Annotated in this window: 17 protein-coding genes; 15 read left to right on the forward strand and 2 right to left on the reverse strand. The window is 44.2% G+C overall.

The annotated features are described in order from the left end of the window. Positions 1–35 precede the first annotated feature (35 nt). Genes radC through FHS60_RS01700 form a run of 3 tightly spaced genes read left to right on the forward strand, consistent with a single transcriptional unit; the run spans position 36 to position 1931 of the window. Positions 36–800 (forward strand): RadC family protein, encoded by a 765-nt coding sequence (gene radC / locus FHS60_RS01690; RefSeq protein WP_183694134.1) that lies wholly within the window; start codon positions 36–38, stop codon positions 798–800. 28 nt (positions 801–828) lie between these two features. After that, positions 829–1149: a metal-sulfur cluster assembly factor gene (locus FHS60_RS01695; RefSeq protein WP_183694137.1), complete on the forward strand. Its 321-nt coding sequence runs from the start codon at positions 829–831 to the stop codon at positions 1147–1149. 11 nt (positions 1150–1160) lie between these two features. Then, positions 1161–1931 (forward strand): UDP-2,3-diacylglucosamine diphosphatase, encoded by a 771-nt coding sequence (locus FHS60_RS01700; protein ID WP_183694140.1) that lies wholly within the window; start codon positions 1161–1163, stop codon positions 1929–1931. A gap of 160 nt (positions 1932–2091) precedes the next feature. Here FHS60_RS01700 and FHS60_RS01705 read toward each other — a convergent pair whose 3' ends face one another. Both FHS60_RS01705 and FHS60_RS01710 read right to left on the reverse strand, forming a co-directional pair. After that, on the reverse strand, positions 2092–3561 hold the full coding sequence (locus tag FHS60_RS01705; RefSeq protein WP_244957391.1) for a leucine-rich repeat domain-containing protein: 1470 nt from the start codon (positions 3559–3561) through the stop codon (positions 2092–2094). A 253-nt stretch (positions 3562–3814) separates the two neighbouring features. Then, the gene (locus FHS60_RS01710; protein WP_009347471.1) at positions 3815–4402 is read right to left on the reverse strand and encodes a helix-turn-helix transcriptional regulator; all 588 of its coding nucleotides are present in this window, start codon (positions 4400–4402) and stop codon (positions 3815–3817) included. Between the two features lie 582 nt (positions 4403–4984). Here FHS60_RS01710 and FHS60_RS01715 point away from each other — a divergent pair. The 12 genes from FHS60_RS01715 (at position 4985) to FHS60_RS01770 (ending at position 18111) form a co-directional block, all read left to right on the forward strand. Next, positions 4985–5335, forward strand: a complete 351-nt coding sequence (locus FHS60_RS01715) for an NADH-quinone oxidoreductase subunit A (RefSeq protein WP_009347472.1) — start codon at positions 4985–4987, stop codon at positions 5333–5335. Next, positions 5326–5970, forward strand: coding sequence for an NADH-quinone oxidoreductase subunit B (locus FHS60_RS01720; protein WP_009347473.1), 645 nt, complete (start codon positions 5326–5328; stop codon positions 5968–5970). The genes FHS60_RS01715 and FHS60_RS01720 overlap by 10 nt, the downstream gene beginning before the upstream one ends. 122 nt (positions 5971–6092) lie before the next feature. Further along, the gene (locus FHS60_RS01725; RefSeq protein WP_183694345.1) at positions 6093–7640 is read left to right on the forward strand and encodes an NADH-quinone oxidoreductase subunit D; all 1548 of its coding nucleotides are present in this window, start codon (positions 6093–6095) and stop codon (positions 7638–7640) included. 105 nt (positions 7641–7745) lie between these two features. Further along, complete coding sequence (nuoH, locus tag FHS60_RS01730; RefSeq protein ID WP_183694348.1) at positions 7746–8831, forward strand: NADH-quinone oxidoreductase subunit NuoH; 1086 nt, start codon at positions 7746–7748, stop codon at positions 8829–8831. Between the two features lie 13 nt (positions 8832–8844). Further along, complete coding sequence (locus FHS60_RS01735) at positions 8845–9420, forward strand: 4Fe-4S binding protein (RefSeq protein ID WP_183694147.1); 576 nt, start codon at positions 8845–8847, stop codon at positions 9418–9420. Between the two features lie 15 nt (positions 9421–9435). Next, on the forward strand, positions 9436–9948 hold the full coding sequence (locus FHS60_RS01740) for an NADH-quinone oxidoreductase subunit J family protein (protein ID WP_009347477.1): 513 nt from the start codon (positions 9436–9438) through the stop codon (positions 9946–9948). A gap of 14 nt (positions 9949–9962) precedes the next feature. Then, the gene (gene nuoK, locus FHS60_RS01745) at positions 9963–10277 is read left to right on the forward strand and encodes an NADH-quinone oxidoreductase subunit NuoK (protein ID WP_183694150.1); all 315 of its coding nucleotides are present in this window, start codon (positions 9963–9965) and stop codon (positions 10275–10277) included. Positions 10278–10294: 17 nt separating this feature from the next. Further along, positions 10295–12235: an NADH-quinone oxidoreductase subunit L gene (nuoL, locus tag FHS60_RS01750; RefSeq protein ID WP_183694153.1), complete on the forward strand. Its 1941-nt coding sequence runs from the start codon at positions 10295–10297 to the stop codon at positions 12233–12235. Positions 12236–12248: 13 nt separating this feature from the next. After that, on the forward strand, positions 12249–13769 hold the full coding sequence (locus FHS60_RS01755) for a complex I subunit 4 family protein (RefSeq protein ID WP_183694155.1): 1521 nt from the start codon (positions 12249–12251) through the stop codon (positions 13767–13769). Between the two features lie 24 nt (positions 13770–13793). Further along, on the forward strand, positions 13794–15287 hold the full coding sequence (locus tag FHS60_RS01760; protein WP_183694158.1) for an NADH-quinone oxidoreductase subunit N: 1494 nt from the start codon (positions 13794–13796) through the stop codon (positions 15285–15287). A 115-nt stretch (positions 15288–15402) separates the two neighbouring features. Then, a complete protein-coding gene (locus tag FHS60_RS01765) occupies positions 15403–16287 on the forward strand; it encodes a carbohydrate kinase family protein (RefSeq protein WP_183694161.1) in 885 nt (294 codons plus the stop codon). Positions 16288–16482: 195 nt separating this feature from the next. Beyond that, positions 16483–18111, forward strand: coding sequence for a Gfo/Idh/MocA family protein (locus tag FHS60_RS01770; protein WP_183694164.1), 1629 nt, complete (start codon positions 16483–16485; stop codon positions 18109–18111). The last annotated feature ends 481 nt before the right edge of the window (positions 18112–18592 follow it).

Consider the following 18592-nt stretch of genomic DNA (forward strand, 5'->3'; position numbering starts at 1 on the left):
ATACCGCCTCTTTGGCAGTAGGAATCTAAAGACGAATGACTCCCGACATAAGCATCGACATTCACCCCGCAGTGCTTTCCCAAAGCCCGAAGGAGCAGTCTCCTTCTGACAAAGAGCACTCGCTCACTATTCGGAATTGGGACGAAGCCGACCGACCGCGCGAAAAATTGTCGGCACAAGGTGCTGAGCGCTTGACGCCTGCCGAGCTCCTTGCCATACTCATTGGTAGCGGTACGCCGCAGGAAAGTGCCGTGAGTCTGATGCAACGCATCATGAAGGATTGCAATGGTAGTCTTCGCAGATTGGGACGTATGTCGATTGCAGAATTGTGTCGCTACAAAGGAATAGGGGAGGCAAAAGCTATCACCATTCTTGCAGCGTGCGAGTTGGGAAAGCGGAGGGCGCAAGAACCCGCTTCGGCAGATGTGGTACTCAATAGTCCTGAGGTGCTCTACGAATACTTCCTTCCGCGTATGGAGGACCTTACCGTGGAAGAGTTCCACATATTGCTACTCCGTCAAAACCTTTCTCTCATCTCCGATATCTGCATCGGGCGTGGTGGGCTGACGGCCACGGCAGTGGATGTTCGGGTGTTGCTGCGCGAAGCCTTACTGGCTAAGGCAACAGCCATTGTGATGTGTCACAACCACCCCAGTGGTAGCACAAGCCCGAGCCAGCAAGATGATCTTCTCACAATGAAAGTGAAACGTGCGGCAGAGATGATGGATATTCGCCTTATCGACCATATCATTATGGGCGACCGCACTTATTTTAGTTACAACCAAGCAGGACGGCTTTAAGGGCCTTCTGCTCCATATACAGATTATAATGACACAAGAAGAAAAGACCAAGATTGAAGAACGTATCGTGGAGGTGCTCAAAACTGTTTACGATCCCGAAATACCCGTAAATATCTACGACCTCGGCCTGATATATCGCATCGATTTGCAGGAAACCGGCCAACTGGATGTGGACATGACATTCACAGCTCCCAGTTGTCCCGCAGCCGACTTTATATTGGAAGATGTCCATACTAAGCTCAATGCCGTTGAGGGCGTGACGCAAGTTCTCGTCAACGTTGTCTTTGAACCAGAATGGGACAGAGACATGATGACGGAAGAGGCAAAACTCGAATTAGGTTTGATGTAAAATATTGCGAAATGAAGAACGTCTATTTTCTATCTGATGCGCACTTGGGCAGCTGGGCTATACCACACCGCCGTATGCACGAGCGTCGCATTGTCAACTTTCTCGACTCCATTAAGGATAAAGCCGAGGCGATCTACATCTTAGGCGACCTCTTCGACTTTTGGCACGAATATAAATACGTAGTGCCCAAAGGTTATACGCGCTTGTTGGGGAAAATTAGTGAACTGACGGATAATGGTGTGGAAGTACATTTCTTCACGGGCAACCACGACTTGTGGGTACACAACTACTTTGAAGAAGAATGTGGCATGATTGTTCATCGCGATATTGCTTGTGTGACAGAGATTTGTGGACGTTTGTTCTATCTGGCACATGGTGATGGCATTGGCACTTCTGATAGGAAATTTATGATGCTTCGCCGTGTGTTTCACAATAGCCTTTGTCAGCGTCTCTTTGCCAGTGTACATCCCCGTTGGGGTATGTGGTTTGGCTTGAAATGGGCTGAGCATTCTCGACGGAAACACGAAGTAGAAGGTGGCGAACCTCCTTTCTTTGGTGAGGACAAAGAAGAACTTGTTGTTTTTGCAAAGAAATATCTGATAACACATCCCAATATCAACTATTTTATCTTTGGGCATCGCCACATAGAATTGGATTTACATCTCCAAAGAGAGTCGCGCCTCTTCATTCTCGGTGATTGGATTGATAAGTTTACCTACGCCGTTTTTGATGGAGAGCACATCTTCATGGAGAACTTTATAGAAGGCGAAACCAACCCATAAAACCTATAAGACACGTTTACTGCTATCCGTGTTTTTCTCCCATAACAAAAGCGAAGTCTAAGGTCTATTCCCTCCGACTTCGCTTGTTTTGTTATATGATTCCTACTTGTCTTATTTTGTATGTGTAAAGGTTGTGCAATTTCCAATAGGAGGATTTTGATTATGGAATAATGACCTTGAAAGATTTGTTGCCGATAAGAACAAGATAAACGCCTTGTGGTAGTGCTACCGATAGAGGACTGTTCGGTTCAATCGTTGTTTTTGTGGTACATTTACCATTAAGTTGGTAGATGCGCACAGACGCTGATTTATCTGTGAGAACGATTGTTAAGTGACCTGGAGTTGTGGAAAAATATGGGTCTTTAGCTGTGGTAGGGGAGCTGACTCCTGTAGTGGGAGATACGACTTTAAAGTATGTGCTATAGAGAGCCGCCTTATCTTTTAGTTTAGGGAAAGCGGCGGTCTTAATCTTTATTCGGAGTGCTTTATCAAATGCTTTAGAGAAAGTGAAGATACCATTAGTGCAGGTATAATTATCGCCTTCTGATAGCATATTTCCTTCAGAATCATACACAAAGAAGTCCGTTTTTTTCTTGCTTTGTGCAACGCCTGTAGCTTCTGCTTCTTGACTTAAATCTAAAGGTTTGCCTACTTCTACTTGCTGCGCTACCATAAAATCTTTTTGAGGCCAGTAGATATAAGTAGATAAGTTTCCTCGCATTGGCAACTGAGAAATAGGAAGTCTGTTAGCACCACAGTCCAAAGAAGTTAATGAATCTAGGACAATGTTGAGTGTTTGAAGTTGGTTGTTGCTTACATTGAGTTCAACGAGCTTTGCGTTCTGACTAAGATCAATGTGTTGCAGCTTATTGCCATTGATATTTAATTTTATCAAATCTTTCAGTGTAGATAAGTTCGCGTCTGTTAAGAGGTTGTCTGTTAATTCAACACTTTGCAACTTTGTGTTTTTAGAAAGATCTATGGATGAGGTCTTTGTATTTGTCAAATCAAGAACTTGTAGTTCTGTTAGCGCCGAGAGGTCGGGGTTGCTTAAAGAAGAGTTGTAGGCGTACAGGTAGTTAAGTGCTGTACAACGATTTAAGCCTTCTGGAATCAATCCCTCAGTGTTGGAGATGTTCAGAATTTTAAGTTCGGTAAGATCAGTAACATCTAAAGCTTTTAGTTTTGTGTTACCATGGAGGTAAAGTTCCTCCATTTCCTCGAGTCCGGAAAGGTTTATGCTTTCAAGATTTTGATAGGGTAGCGTGAGTCGTTTGATTTCTTTACACCCTGTAAGGTCTACTTTTGTAATACCTGTTTGTTGTGAGGCGAAAGAAGCAATTCCTTCAACAGTTATTTCTATAGTCCAAGGAGCAGGGACATCTTTGATTCGATGTGCAAACTTCGTGAGCCGGTAGTCGTTGTCGCTCACAGCCTCGGCAACAATTCCATCGGGAAATTTTACTGTTACTGTTGTGTTGGGATTGATAGTACGTACAGAAAAACTTTGTATGGGAACACTTCCGTCGGCCACATACGTTAGCTTAGACTGTGCCTGTACAGGCTGAGATGTGAAATAGCATAGTACCAATAAAATTGATAGAAATGCGGAGTAATGTTTCTGATCCATAAGCATTTAAAATTTAAGATGAGTAATTAAAATAATTGCGTTATAGTTATAGATTTATATTCAAGAGAGTATATCATAGTGTGACTTTCTTTGCAAATATACACTCTTATTTAATTCATTGCAACTATATCTCGGCTGATAGATCAGAAAATGCTACAAGAGTCTCAAAAGATTATATGAAAATAAGGAATCATGCTTCTCTATATGGTGCATGATTCGATGATATATAAGTATGTGGCTTTTTACTTATATCTTAAATATCCTCTAATTTTACAATGCCATGCATGACAGCATAGACAGTAAGGCCGCTAACAGATTTGATGCCAAGTTTTTCAGTAAGGTTTTTGCGGTGAGAGATAACAGTCGTAAGGCCCACGTTTAGCTTTTCCGCAATTTCTTTATTGATAAGCCCCATGGCTACAAAGTGGAGCACTTCCGTTTCGCGCGGAGTGAGCGGAGTGGGGAGGCTGCGCGGGCGAGGAAGTTGCGAGTTGGCACCATGTCCACTGTGGAAGATGCTGAGCAGTTGTCGTGTGAAGTCTGTCTCAGTTTGATGTGTGTCAATAGTGCGAAAGGCATTGGGGATGCAGCCAGTATCAGTACCATTGATTAAGACAATGGTGCGATGACATATAGGGGTGAAGAATGCGGAGTGTTGTAAGAGAACGTGACCAGTAATAAAGAAGTGGAAGAATTGTCCATTGTTCTCCTTTTGCATTTCTTCAAAGTCGTGAAAAATGCATGCTTCGCCCATTGGCATCATTCGCTTAATCATTTCGGCAAGTCCTCTTCCTTCCAGTGGGTTTGCTGTAATGATAGCTATTTGTGGCGTAAATTTCATTGGTTACTACGTTTTTGTGTTGCAAATATACAAAGCTACGTGATAATTTGCTGGTAAACTCTTCAGAAAAGAGCAGAAAGAAATCCTTTAAAGGAGAGACGTGAACCGTTATAAAGTATGAAAAACGATTGTTTATAATCAGATTTGGTAGCCCATTTAGATAAAAGAAATAATGGCAAGAGAAGAAGTAATGCTTCTTGTTCATGTTTTTTTAGAAATTAAGACAAGTGGATAACAGCTTAAAGACCAGAGAAAAATAGCTCAAAGGCGAAGAAAGAGAGGGGTATAGATGGTAGTATAAATTTCTTTTTCCCAATAATTCTTCGTACCTTCGCACTCTATAAGACGAAAAGAAGTGAAGAATTTCTCTATCATTCGGTGTGATTGCAACACATCGCTTGAAAATGTTCAGGTTGAAGCGGAGGACAAGTGTGCCCTTTCGCTGATTCGTCGTATCCGTCTCTTCCGTCAGGAGGTAGGCGGCATTTTTTTGCTTCTCACTCAACCTGCGAGATATTCTTACTGTGCTTTGGCGTCTTACCAGAGAACTTCAACTAAATTTATAAATAACACATTAAAGCTATGAACTTTACCTTATTTGTCACGACTATCGTGACGGGTCTGGCGTTTGTGGGTGTTGTTACGGTGTTGGCCAATCTGTTGGCACCACGCAGCTTCAACGCGCAGAAGGATGAGGCTTTCGAGTGTGGTATTCCGACTCGTGGAGGTGCATGGATGCAGTTCCGCATTGGCTACTACTTGTTCGCTATTCTCTTCCTTATGTTCGATGTGGAAACGATGTTCCTCTTTCCCTGGGCTGTGGTGATGAAAAGTCTCGGTCTGATGGGTTTGGTGGTAGTCGGATTTTTCCTGTTTGTCTTAGTTCTGGGCTTGGCTTATGCCTGGAGGAAAGGAGCATTGAAATGGGAATGAAACTGAAAAGGCCCAAAATCAAGAACATTCCTTACGAGGAGTTCAATGACAACGAGACCTATGAGGAACTCGTTGCAGAGTTGAATAAAAACGGAGCCAATGTGGTTGTGAAGTCGCTTGACGATTTGATCAACTGGGGCCGTTCTAATTCTCTCTGGCCGCTAACGTTCGCTACGAGCTGTTGCGGTATCGAATTTATGGCAGTTTGTGCGGCACGCTACGATATTGCTCGCTTCGGCTTCGAGGTGACACGTAACAGTCCTCGTCAAGCTGACGTAATCTTGGTGAATGGTACTATTACTTACAAGATGGCCCCTGTTCTGCGTCGTCTCTACGATCAGATGGCCGATCCTAAGTATGTCGTGGCTATTGGCGGTTGTGCCGTAGCCGGAGGTCCATTCACGAAATCTTATCACGTAGTGAAGGGCGTTGACGAAATCATCCCCGTTGATGTTTATGTCCCTGGTTGCCCTCCGCGTCCTGAAAGCTTCCTTTATGGCATGATGCAATTGCAGCGTATAGTGAAAGCCGAAAACTTCTTCGGTACTGCTAATCGCAAGCAGAAAGATCCTATGAGCCGTTCTGAGATAGCAAAACAGGCAAACGAAATCATTAAACAGGAGGAAGAGGCATGAGCGAATTAGAAGAAAAGAAAATTCAGGCTCAACAGTCTGCGCCTGCTGCAACGCCTGCAGCCACTTGTCCTGCAGCAGCTGCCGTTCCCGCTGCTCCCGCTGAAAATGAGATACATCCCCGTATGGTGACCATCGATGAGTTCCACACAGAAATGGAACGCCTCAAAAATGAGGAAAAGATGGATATGCTCGAACTCATCACGGGAGAAGACTGGCAGGAAGAAGGCCTCGGTTGTATTTACAACCTGTGGTCGACGGATACGGGTAAGCGTGAATATATCAAACTGGTGACAACGGATCGCGAAAATCCGTTCCTTCCGACAGTTTCTGACTTGTGGGAAATTGCCAATATATATGAGCGCGAAGTGTTCGATTTCTATGGTATCAAGTTCTTAGGTCATCCCGATATGCGCCGCGTCTTTTTACGTGAAGACTGGGAAGGCTATCCTATGCGTAAGGACGATGAAACGGAGCAGAACAATCCGCTGCGTATGACTAACGAAGTACTGGCTGACACGACAACGCAGTATGACCGGATGCCCGATGGATCTATCAAGGAAACTACCAATGTGGTGTTTACGCCAGAGGATTATATGGTTAACATTGGTCCGCAACATCCCTCTACTCATGGTGTGCTCCACTTCCGTGTGGCACTTGAGGGTGAGCGTATCAAGAAGATAGATCCGAAACTCGGCTATATCCACCGTGGTATTGAGAAACTCAATGAAGCATACACTTATCCGCAAACATTGGCATTGACCGATCGTATGGATTACCTCGGAGCAACGCAAAGTCGCCATGCTCTCTGTATGACCATTGAGAAAGCTGCGAGAATAGAAGTGAGCGATCGCGTACAGGTTATTCGTACAATTATGGATGAGCTTCAGCGTATCGACTCTCACATCCTCTTCTTCTCTTGTCTCTGTCAAGATATGGGTGCAACATCTGCCTTCCTTTATGGTTTCCGCGACCGCGAGATGATTCTCGATATCTTCGAGGAAACTTGTGGTGGACGCCTCATCATCAATTACAACATGATTGGTGGTGTGAGCCATGATTTGCATCCTAATTTCCAGAAGCGAGTGAAAGAGTTTATCCCCAAAATGCGTCAAGGTATTAAGGAGTACTACGATATCTTTATTAACAATGTCATCGCGCGCAATCGCCTTATTGGCGTGGGTGTTTTAACTAACGAGCAAGTTCGCAACATGGGTGTGACAGGACCTTCTGGTCGCGCATCAGGTTGGCACAACGACATTCGTAAGCGTCAGTCCTATGCAGCCTATGACAAGGTTGAGTTCAATGAAGTTGTACGCACCGAGGGTGATAGCTACGCTCGACTGCTGAACCGTATTGACGAGATGGAAGAGAGTCTGCACATTATTGAGCAGCTCATCGATAACATCCCCGAGGGTACGTTCCAGACAAAGACGAAGCCTATTATTAAAGTGCCTACTGGAACATACTACAGCTGCGTAGAAGGTAGCCGTGGTGAATTCGGCGTATTCCTTGAGAGTAAGGGCGATAAGAGTCCGTACCGCTTGCATTATCGTTCAACAGGTCTGCCGCTTGTCAACGCTATGGATGTTGCTTGCCGCAACGAACTGATTGCAGACATGATGGCTATCAACGGAACTCTCGATTACGTTGTACCAGACATTGACAGATAAATCTCATTTAATCCACAATTAATAATCAACGAAGAATCATTTGTGGGCACACCACGACGATTCATTGTATATTGTTAATTATTCATTTAAGCAATGAATTCAAATATTTTCGATTTAACTACTTGGACAACGGCGATCCACGATTGGCTGACGGAGTTTATTCCTGAATGGTCTGCCATCCTGCTGGAATCGATAGTGGTAGCGCTAATTATCATTACGCTCTATGCTGTCTTTGCCATTGCCCTAATTTATATGGAGCGTAAGGTCTGTGCCTTCTTCCAGTGCCGTATCGGTCCGAACCGTGTCGGCAAGTGGGGCTTGCTACAGGTCTTCGGTGACGTCTTCAAAATGCTCACCAAGGAAATTATCCGCATGCGTAAGTCGGATCGCTTTCTTCACGACTTAGCTCCATATCTGGTTGTGACAGCTTCCATGCTGACTTTCGCCTGCCTGCCCTGGAATAAGGGTGGCCAAGTTTTGGATTTCAATGTAGGCGTATTCTTCTTTATTGCTGTTAGCGGTATCGGTGTCGTCGGTATTCTGATGGCCGGTCTTGGCTCTAATAGTAAATATCCGATGATTGGTTCTATGCGTGCTGGAGCACAGCTTATCAGCTACGAGATCTCTATCGGTATCACTATGCTGACGATGGTTACCCTCTGTGGAACTATGCAAATCAGTGAAATTGTGCAGCAACAGGCCGATCAAGGTTGGAATATCGTTCGCGGACACATTCCTGCACTGATCGCTTTCTTGATCTTCTTGATTGCTGGCAATGCAGAGTGTAATCGTGGTCCGTTTGACCTTCCAGAAGGTGAATCAGAGTTGACTGCTGGTTATCATACAGAGTATTCTGGTATGCACTTCGGTTATTACTATTTGGCTGAATACTTGAACCTGTTTATCTGCGCTGCAATGGCTTCTACCATCTTCTTAGGTGGGTGGGCTCCGTTGCATATTGCAGGTTTGGATGGCTTTAACGAGGTTATGAACTACATTCCTGGAGTCGTATGGTTCGTGGGGAAAACGTTCTTTATCCTTGTATTGCTATTGTGGGAACGCTGGACATTCCCTCGTCTACGTATCGACCATATCCTTTCACTTGAATGGAAGTATCTGATGCCTATCAGTCTTCTGAATCTTCTGCTCATGGCGCTTGTTGTGACATTGGGCTTGGGTATTAACGTGTAATCGAATTGTAACAATGAAAGAAAACTCATATTTACAAGGGCTGTTCGCTGGCGTTAAGACGCTCACCGTTGGTTTGAGAACCACAATGCGCGAACTTTTCACTAAGAAGATTACGGAACAGTACCCTGAAAATCGTAAGGAGCTGGTTATGTTTGACCGCTTTCGCGGAAGTTTGGTGATGCCTCACGATGAGAACAATGAGCACAAGTGTGTGGCTTGCGGAATCTGTATGATCAATTGCCCGAACGATACTATCACCGTTGTGAGCAAGATGATAGAAACGGAGGACGGAAAAAAGAAGAAAGTGCTAGATAAGTACATCTACAATCAAGGCATTTGTATGTACTGTGAAATCTGCACACGCGTTTGTCCTCATGACGCCATCACATTTGATCAAAGTTACGAAACCGCAGTATTCGATCGTGCCAAGCTTATTAAAGAGCTTAATCAGCCTGGCAGTAAATGTCAAGAACGTAAGCCCGTGGCTCGTCCAGCTGTGGCAAAGCCTGCTGCTCCAGTAACTCCGAAACCAAAAGCTCCAGCCGCTCCTGCAACTCCTGCAGCTGAAACAGCGGCCGCTAACAATTAAAAACCAAATCAAACAATGGATTCCCATAACATAATGTTCATCATTCTGGCAGTCATCATTGCTTGCTCTTCTCTGGCCTGCGTGCTAGCAAAGAGTATCATTCGTGCTGCCACCTACCTGTTCTTTGCCCTTTTGGGTACGGCAGGTCTGTACTTCCTGATGGGCTATACCTTCCTTGGTTCTGTTCAGGTCATGGTTTATGCCGGCGGCGTTGTTGTGCTGTACGTCTTTGCCATCCTGCTGACAAGAGGAAAGAAGGATCGACTGAGCGAGAATACGAAGACAAAGATTTTCACTTCAGCTCTCCTGAGTCTAGTAGGGCTTGGTATAGTTCTCTTTGCTATCTTTAAGCAAGAGTTCCTGGCCAGTGCCCTGGATGCCCCCAATGAGAATGTTCTTCCGATCAAGGAAGTAGGTACTTCTATGCTCTCAACGGACGTCAATGGTTATTTGCTTCCTTTTGAAGCTGTTTCCGTTTTGCTTCTCGCTTGTATTGTTGCTGCATTGCTTATTGCCCGTAAACGCTAAAATGAAAGAAAGCTATGATTGAATTAAATTATATCCTCATCGTTTCTGCCATTATGATGTTTGCAGGCATCTTTGGGTTTCTCACCCGCCGCAGCACATTGGCAATCCTTCTATCCATCGAATTGATGTTGAACTCTGCCGATATCAACTTTGCAGTGTTCAACCGTATGCTCTACGGACAAAGCGGTAATACAGAAGGTTTCTTCTTCACGCTTTTCTCTATCGCCATCACGGCTGCAGAAAGCGCTATCGCCATCGCCATCATGGTCAATATCTACCGTTTGATCAAGGATACGTCTGTTGACAAGCTCACAAAGATGAAATGGTAAAAGACTTTTAATGCACAATGGAAACTCAATTTTTATATACAATTCTGATTCTGGCATTGCCTTTTTGCTCTTTTCTCTTTCTGGGGCTCTTCGGCCACAAATTGAGCCATAAGGTTGCTGGACTTATCGGTACAACTAGCTTGGGACTGGTCTTCTTGCTTTCGCTCTACACAGCCTTTGAATACTTCTTCGGCATTGGGCGCAATGTACAAGGCATCTATCAAGCTCTAGTGCCGTATAATACAACATGGTTGCCTCTTGGCAATCTCCACTTCGATATGGGTATCTTGTTAGACCCGATTGCTGTGATGATGCTTATTGTCATCTCTACGGTGTCTTTCATGGTACACATCTATTCTTTTGGTTATATGCACGGTGAGCGCGGCTTTCAGCGTTATTATGCTTTCTTGAGCCTCTTTACCATGTCTATGCTCGGCCTCGTTGTCGCTACCAATATCTTCCAGATGTATCTCTTCTGGGAGCTTGTCGGTGTTTCTTCTTATTTGCTCATTGGCTTCTTCTATACAGAGAAGCCTGCTATTGCAGCTAGTAAGAAAGCATTTATTGTGACGCGTTTTGCCGACCTCTTCTTCCTCATCGGTATTCTCATCTATGGCTACTATGCGCAAACCTTTAGTTTCAGTTTTGTTGAAACTGGTAGCGTGCGTGAATTTGCAAGTGCAGCCTTTATGCTGCCTACTGCCTTGTTCCTCATGTTTATCGGTGGTGCAGGTAAGAGTGCGATGTTCCCACTTCATATTTGGCTTCCCGATGCAATGGAGGGCCCAACGCCTGTTAGTGCACTGATTCATGCTGCAACCATGGTTGTCGCAGGTGTATATCAGGTGGCACGTATGTTCCCTCTTTGGATTGCCTATGCTCCCGACACTCTCCATATCGTGGCTTGGGTTGGAGCGTTTACAGCTTTCTATGCTGCTGCAGTTGCTTGCGCACAGAGTGACATTAAGCGTGTCTTGGCTTTCTCTACCATCTCTCAGATAGCTTTTATGATGGTGGCTTTGGGCGTTTGTATGCCTCTGCCTAATGGAGCAAGTCCTGAGTTGATTGATCATGAGTTTGGAATTGGTTATATGGCTAGTATGTTCCATCTCTTCACCCATGCTATGTTCAAGGCTACGCTCTTCCTCTGTGCTGGCTGCCTTATCCATGCAGTTCATAGCAATGAGATGAGCGCAATGGGCGGAATGCGTAAATATATGCCAATCACTCATTGGACTTTCCTCATAGCTTGCTTGGCAATCTCTGGTATTCCTCCTTTCTCTGGCTTCTTCTCGAAGGACGAGATTTTGGAAGCGAGCTTCGCTTATAGTCCTGTAATGGGTTGGGTAATGACAGGTATTGCTGCCATGACGGCTTTCTATATGTTTCGCCTTTACTATGGTATCTTCTGGGGAACAGAAAACAAGGAACATCACGCAGAATGCCATCCGCATGAGAGTCCTTTGGCGATGACATTCCCGCTCTTATTCCTTACAGCTATTACGTTAGTAGCAGGCTTTATTCCTTTTGGAAAAATTATTTCTGCTGATGGACTTGCGTACGACTTCTTGGCACATTTCAATTGGGCTTTAGGTGCTAAGAGTTGTTTCATCGCACTCATCTCTATTGGGCTTGCCACTTGGATTTACAAGGGAGAGAAACAGCCTATTGCTGACAAGATGCAGAATGCAGCTCCGCATCTCCATCGTTGGGCATTTAAGCGTTTCTATCTAGATGAAGTCTACCAGTTCATTACGCATCGCATCATCTTCAAGTACATCTCTGCAACCATTGCTAAGTTTGACCGTAAGTATATTGACGGCTTCTTCAACTTCTTGGCTTGGGGAACTCACGAATTGGGTTTCCAAATTCGTGGTTTCCAGAGCGGTTCTATTCAGAAGTATGCGTTTATCTTCTTCTTGGGTGCTCTCGCCCTGTTATTAGTTATGATCCTCTAAAACTGACAGATATATGAATTTCTTATCAATATTTGTACTGATACCTCTGCTTATGCTGCTCGGTTTGTGGCTGGCAAGAGATCAAAAAAGTATTAGAGGCGTGATGGTAGCGGGCAGTACCTGCTTGCTCATCCTTTCTGCTGTCCTCACTGTGCTCTTTCTTCAAGAACGAGCTGCTGGTAATACGGCAGAAATGTTGTTCACCGCCTCTTTCGATTGGATAACACCATTGCACATTAAGTACTCCGTTGGAGTCGATGGTATCTCTGTTGCAATGCTGTTGCTTTCCTCCGTCATCGTATTTACAGGTACATTTGTTTCTTGGTACATGAATAAGGAATACTTCCTGTGGTTCACACTGTTAAGTGCAGGTGTTTATGGTTTCTTCATTTCCATTGACATGTTTACCATGTTTATGTTCTATGAAGTAGCTCTTATCCCGATGTATTTGCTGATTGGTGTGTGGGGCACTGGCCCTAAAGAATATGCAGCCATGAAGCTGACACTCATGCTTATGGGCGGTTCTGCTTTCCTTATGTGTGGTATCTTTGGTATCTTCTATGGAGCAGGAGGCCAGACAATGGACATTCTCGACATTGCCCATCAGCAGAATGGTGCTCATTTGATTGACATTGCACAGCAACACATATGGTTCCCGCTAACTTTTGCTGGCTTTGGCGTTCTCGGTGCATTGTTCCCATTCCACACTTGGAGTCCTGATGGTCACGCTTCTGCGCCAACGGCTGTGTCAATGTTGCACGCAGGCGTATTGATGAAGCTTGGTGGTTATGGCTGTTTCCGCATTGCTATGTTCCTCATGCCGCAAGGCGCACAGGACTTAGGTTGGATTTTCCTTGTATTGACGGGTATCTCTGTTGTTTATGGTGCATTCTCGGCTTGTGTTCAAACCGACTTGAAGTATATCAATGCTTACTCCTCTGTGTCTCACTGCGGCTTAGTGCTCTTCGGTATTCTGATGGTTAATCAAGTAGCGGCTACTGGTGCTGTGTTGCAGATGCTTTCTCACGGTTTGACCACAGCTCTCTTCTTTGCCCTCATCGGTATGATTTATGGCCGTACGCATACGCGTGATATCCGTGAGATGAGTGGTTTGATGCGCATCATGCCGTTCCTCTCTGTGTGCTACGTGATAGCTGGTTTGGCTAATCTCGGCCTTCCCGGTTTCAGCGGCTTTATTGCAGAAATGACCATCTTTGTTGGTTCCTTTGCTAATGCCGATACCTTCCATCGTGTACTGACTATTGCCGCCTGCACTAGTATTGTTGTCACTGCTGTCTATATTCTCCGTCTTGTTGGTAAAATCCTCTATGGTGTTTCCACTAACGAAGAACATTTGAAGCTTGACGATGCTCATTGGGAAGAACGTTTTGCTGTTATCTGTCTCATTGGTACGATTGCGGCTCTCGGTTCTGCTCCGTGGTGGGTAAGTAATATGATAGATTCTGGCGTAGCTCCAGTTGTCGAACATATTACGGCGTTTGCAGCCAATACGAATCTCAATCCGTTCATGTAATCTCTTAAAGAATAAAAACAGACAATGGATTATTCACAATTCTTACATATGCCCGAGGAGGCAAGCCTTTTGGCTGTTATTCTTATTCTCTTCTTGGCCGACTTGTTTATGTGCAAAGAGCCCAAGGATGGGGAAACTATTAGCCAGAAGCCTTCAGCTATCAACGTTGTAGCTATTGGCCTTCTCTCTATTCATACTCTCATCAACTTGTTGCCTTGCTGCAATGGTTGTATGCAGGCAACTGAGGCCTTTGGTGGAATGTACCAGCATACACCGATGATGACCGTCATTAAGTCGGTTCTCAATATCGGAACGCTTGTAGTATTTCTCATGGCTAATAGTTGGTTGCGTCGTCCAGAGAATATTGTTAAGCAAGGTGAGTTCTATCTCGTCACGCTTTTCACGTTGCTCGGTATGTACTTTATGATCAGTAGTGGCCACTTCCTGATGTTCTTCATCGGCTTGGAATTGGCCAGCGTACCTATGGCAGCCCTTGTGGCTTACGATAAGTATCGTTATGAAAGTGCAGAAGCTGGTGCTAAGTTCATCTTGTTGGCACTCTTCTCCAGTGCACTTCTTGTCTATGGCCTTTCGCTCATCTATGGTGCTACTGGAACGCTCTATTACAGCAGTGTGGGTGCTCTCTTCTCTGGTGATACGCTTCTCAGCGTTATAGGTCTGACGTTCTTCCTTTCTGGAATGGGATTTAAGATAAGTTTGGTACCATTCCATCTTTGGACGGCTGATACTTATCAGGGGGCACCGACCGTTGTGACAGCTTATCTCAGCGTTATCTCAAAAAGTAGTGCTGCTTTTGTTCTCTTCACGGTTCTTGTGAAGGCTTTTGCCGGCGACTCTTTGATGGCTGAGTGGAACACAGGTCTTTATTGGATTATCATTGCTTCTATCACGTTGGCAAATATCTTTGCCATTCAGCAGCAGAATCTAAAGCGCTTTATGGCGTTCTCTGCCATCTCCCAAGCTGGTTATATCGTACTCGGTATTATGGGGGGAACGGCACAGGGCATGACTTCCATCGTGTTCTACATCCTCGTCTATATGGTAGCCAACTTAGGTGCTTTCGCTGTTATCAATGTGATTGAGCAAAATAGCGGTAAGATTCGTATTGACGACTACGACGGACTTTATGAAACAAACCCACACTTGAGTTTTATCATGACGCTCTGCCTCTTTAGTTTGGCAGGTATTCCGCCGTTTGCTGGTATGTTTTCTAAGTTCTTCATCTTCATGGCAGCGTTCAATGCTGGTTATCACTGGCTTGTACTGATTGCTTTGATCAACACGGTTCTTTCACTCTATTACTACTTGCTGATTGTGAAGGCTATGTATATCAAGAAGAACGAACATCCTATAGCTCAGTTCCAATCTGATGGTTATACGCGTGCAGCTCTCGTTATCTGTACAACAGGCGTCGTAGTGCTGGGTATCGGTGGTGTCTTCTATAACTATATTGATACACTTTCCTACGGTATCGATAAGATGCTCGGGGCTCTCTGATAAAGTGTAAATCTTTTTATCTTCAGCGGCTTTTCTTGAAACAAGAGAAGCCGCTGTTTTTATATGCAATAAAATAATACTATATTGCGCCGTGAATCAAAAAGGAAGCAAACGTATGGAAAAGAAAAGATATGTAGTGGGCTTAGGTGAGCTACTTTGGGACTTACTCCCTTCTGGCAAACGTTTAGGTGGTGCTCCAGCAAATTTTGCCTATCATGTTTCTCAGTTTGGTTTGAATGGCTTGGCAGTAAGTGCTATTGGGCAAGATGATTTAGGCGAAGAAGCCATTCAAGAATTAGAGCGTAAGCAACTTTCTGCATATCTTGAGCGAGTGGAATATCCTACGGGGCGGGTAAACGTACAGCTTGATGAAGCTGGTATTCCTCTTTACGATATTCAGCAGAATGTGGCATGGGATAATATTCCTTTTACAGAAGAGCTACGCGAGATTGCGGAAAATACTCAAGCAGTCTGTTTCGGCTCTTTGGCTCAGCGTAGTCCGCAAAGCCGTATTGCTATTCAAGCCTTTTTAGCTTCCTTGCCTGTTGACGATGATGTTCTTCGCATTTATGATATAAATCTTCGCACTCCTTTTTATAGTAAAGAAGTGGTAGATTTGTCTCTTTCTGCCGCAAATATTCTTAAAGTTAACGATGAAGAACTGCCCGTCCTTGCCAATTATTACAATCTTCCTGTAACATCTCCTTTGGAGCAATGTGAACTTCTTCGTCAGCGTTTCGATCTGCGCCTTGTCATCTATACTTGTGGTGCAGAAGGCAGTTATGTGATCTCTGAAGAGGGAGTATCTTCCCAATCTACGCCAAAGGTTTCGGTCGTAGATACAGTTGGAGCTGGAGATAGTTTCACCGCTTCTTTTTGCGCTGCATTTATCAAAGGCCTTTCCATCCCAGAGGCTCATGCTATTGCTGTAAAAGTAGCAGCTTTTGTCTGCACCCAACAAGGCGCAATGCCTATTTTACCTGACGATTTATTGGGCTAAAGTGGTAAAGAAAATAGAATGCTCAGATTCAAACGCATTGTGAAGATCACTCTTTTTCTCCATTCCTTTCGAGCGAGAATGCTTTCTCTTAATAGCAAATAGCGAAAAAGTGGATACTCTTATTAGGATATTCATTCTAATATTGTAACTTTGCCCATATAGAAATACCTAATAAATTTATTTATACACAACTTTATGAAATTTTTCAAAGTTCTTGCTGTCGCCGTTTTGGCGGTACTTTCGTCTGGGCAGATGAATGCCCAGTCCACCTCTCCTTCTACGAAGTGGCATTGGAATGAAGGGCAGATTGTACTTGACACTCCTGCTCGCCCTGCTGGCCAACAGTCGGCTTTAGGCTTGACAGTTCCCAAAATTCAGAATGTGCGTGTTGCTTTTGTAGGCTTAGGAATGCGTGGACCTAGTGCTGTTGCACGCTGGACATATATTCCTGGTGTAGAAATCGTTGCTTTGTGCGACTATGAGCAGAAGCGCGCAGAATGTTGCCAAGAATATCTAAAGAAGGCAAACCTTCCGCCTGCTTCCATCTATTTTGGTGCAGAAGGCTACAAGGAATTGTGCAAACGCCCAGATATTGATCTCGTTTACATTGCAACCGACTGGGATCACCACTTCCCCGTGGCTAAGTTTGCTATGGAAAAAGGTAAGAATACGGCTATTGAAGTACCTTCTGCTATGAATGTTGAACAATGTTGGGATCTTATCAACTTAGTTGAGAAAACTCGCAAACATTGTATGATTCTTGAGAACTGTTGCTACGACTGGTTTGAAATGAATACTTTGAATATGGCACAGCACGGAGTTTTCGGTGAATTGCTCCATGGACAAGGTGCTTATATTCATAACCTAGATGATTTTTGGAATGCATATTGGAAGAATCCTGAGAAATCTCCTGAATTAGGCTGGCGTATGCAGTATAATATGGAGAATCGTGGCGATGTCTACGCTACTCACGGTCTAGGTCCTGTGGCACAAGCTTTCGACATTCATCGTGGTGACCGCATGAAAACACTTGTTGCAATGGACACTAAACCTGTTCATGGTCCTAACTATGTGGAAGCTAAGACAGGTGTTCGCCCAACAAATTTCCGCAATGGTGATCATACCACAACACTGATTCGTACAGAGGAAGGAAAGGTTATTGAGGTTCAGCACCAAGTGATGAATCCGCGTCCTTACGACCGCCTCTATCAACTCTCTGGTACGAAAGGGTTTGCCAATAAATATCCTGTTGAAGGTTACGCTCTTGATGCGAAGAGCTTGAAAGAAGCTGGTGTCACTCCTAAGGTTGATGACCTTTCTTCTCACTCTTTCATGTCGGCAGCTGAAAAGAAGGCCCTCGAAGAGAAGTATCAATCGCCCATCTTGAAGAAGTATGCCAAGAAGGCCAAGGAGGTTGGTGGTCACGGCGGTATGGACTTCATCATGGACAGTCGCCTTGTTTACTGTTTGCAGAACGGTCTACCTCTCGACATGGATATTTACGACCTTGCCGAATGGTGTGCTTTAGCAGAACTCGGTACTCTTTCTCTTGACAACAACTCTGCCAGCGTTGCTTTCCCTGATTTTACACGTGGACATTGGAACGAAGTGAAAGGTTATAAGCACGCTTTTGCTTCAGCTGAGCAAGAAGAAGCAACAGCTCAACTTGCTACTGCTATTACTGATGCACAGAAGGCTATCTCTGCTAAGGCTTGGGCCGATTATGATAAGGCAATCACTGTTGAAGCTAAGAATGCAGTTAGCACAAAGGCTGTTGCCAACGTACAGAAAGCTGTTGCTAAATTGATGAAGAAGATAAAATAAAAATTTATCGTCTACATAATTATACGTTAAATGCGCTCACTACTTCCGTAGTGGGCGCATTTTTATTGAGATGATAGGGGAGTGATGAAAGAGTTTTGTAGAGTCTTGCATATGATAAGTAGTTGTCCCTGAAAAACTTCATGAGAAGAATTTTTGTGATTTTTTTAATGTCATATAGAGTTCTGATTATTAAATACTTGTGCTCTAAATGGAGGCTTCTGAAGCTTTTTACAACTTTCTCTGGAGGAGATGTACTTATGTAATAAAGATAGTTATAAATATCCTTATTCTATTTTCAGTGACAACAAATTATAACTTTTATGGGGGAGTGTATCATGATAAAGAAGTTACGCCAGCCTGCTATTCTGACTATTTCTTCCTTTCCCCTACCTACTCTTTTATTTCCTCTCTCTTCATCCAAGCAAAATCTCACAAACTATTGCTAATTATCTGATTAAGTGGAAACTTATTTTGCTCAAAT

This window comes from Alloprevotella rava, from assembly GCF_014195585.1.
Classification (GTDB): domain Bacteria; phylum Bacteroidota; class Bacteroidia; order Bacteroidales; family Bacteroidaceae; genus Alloprevotella; species Alloprevotella rava.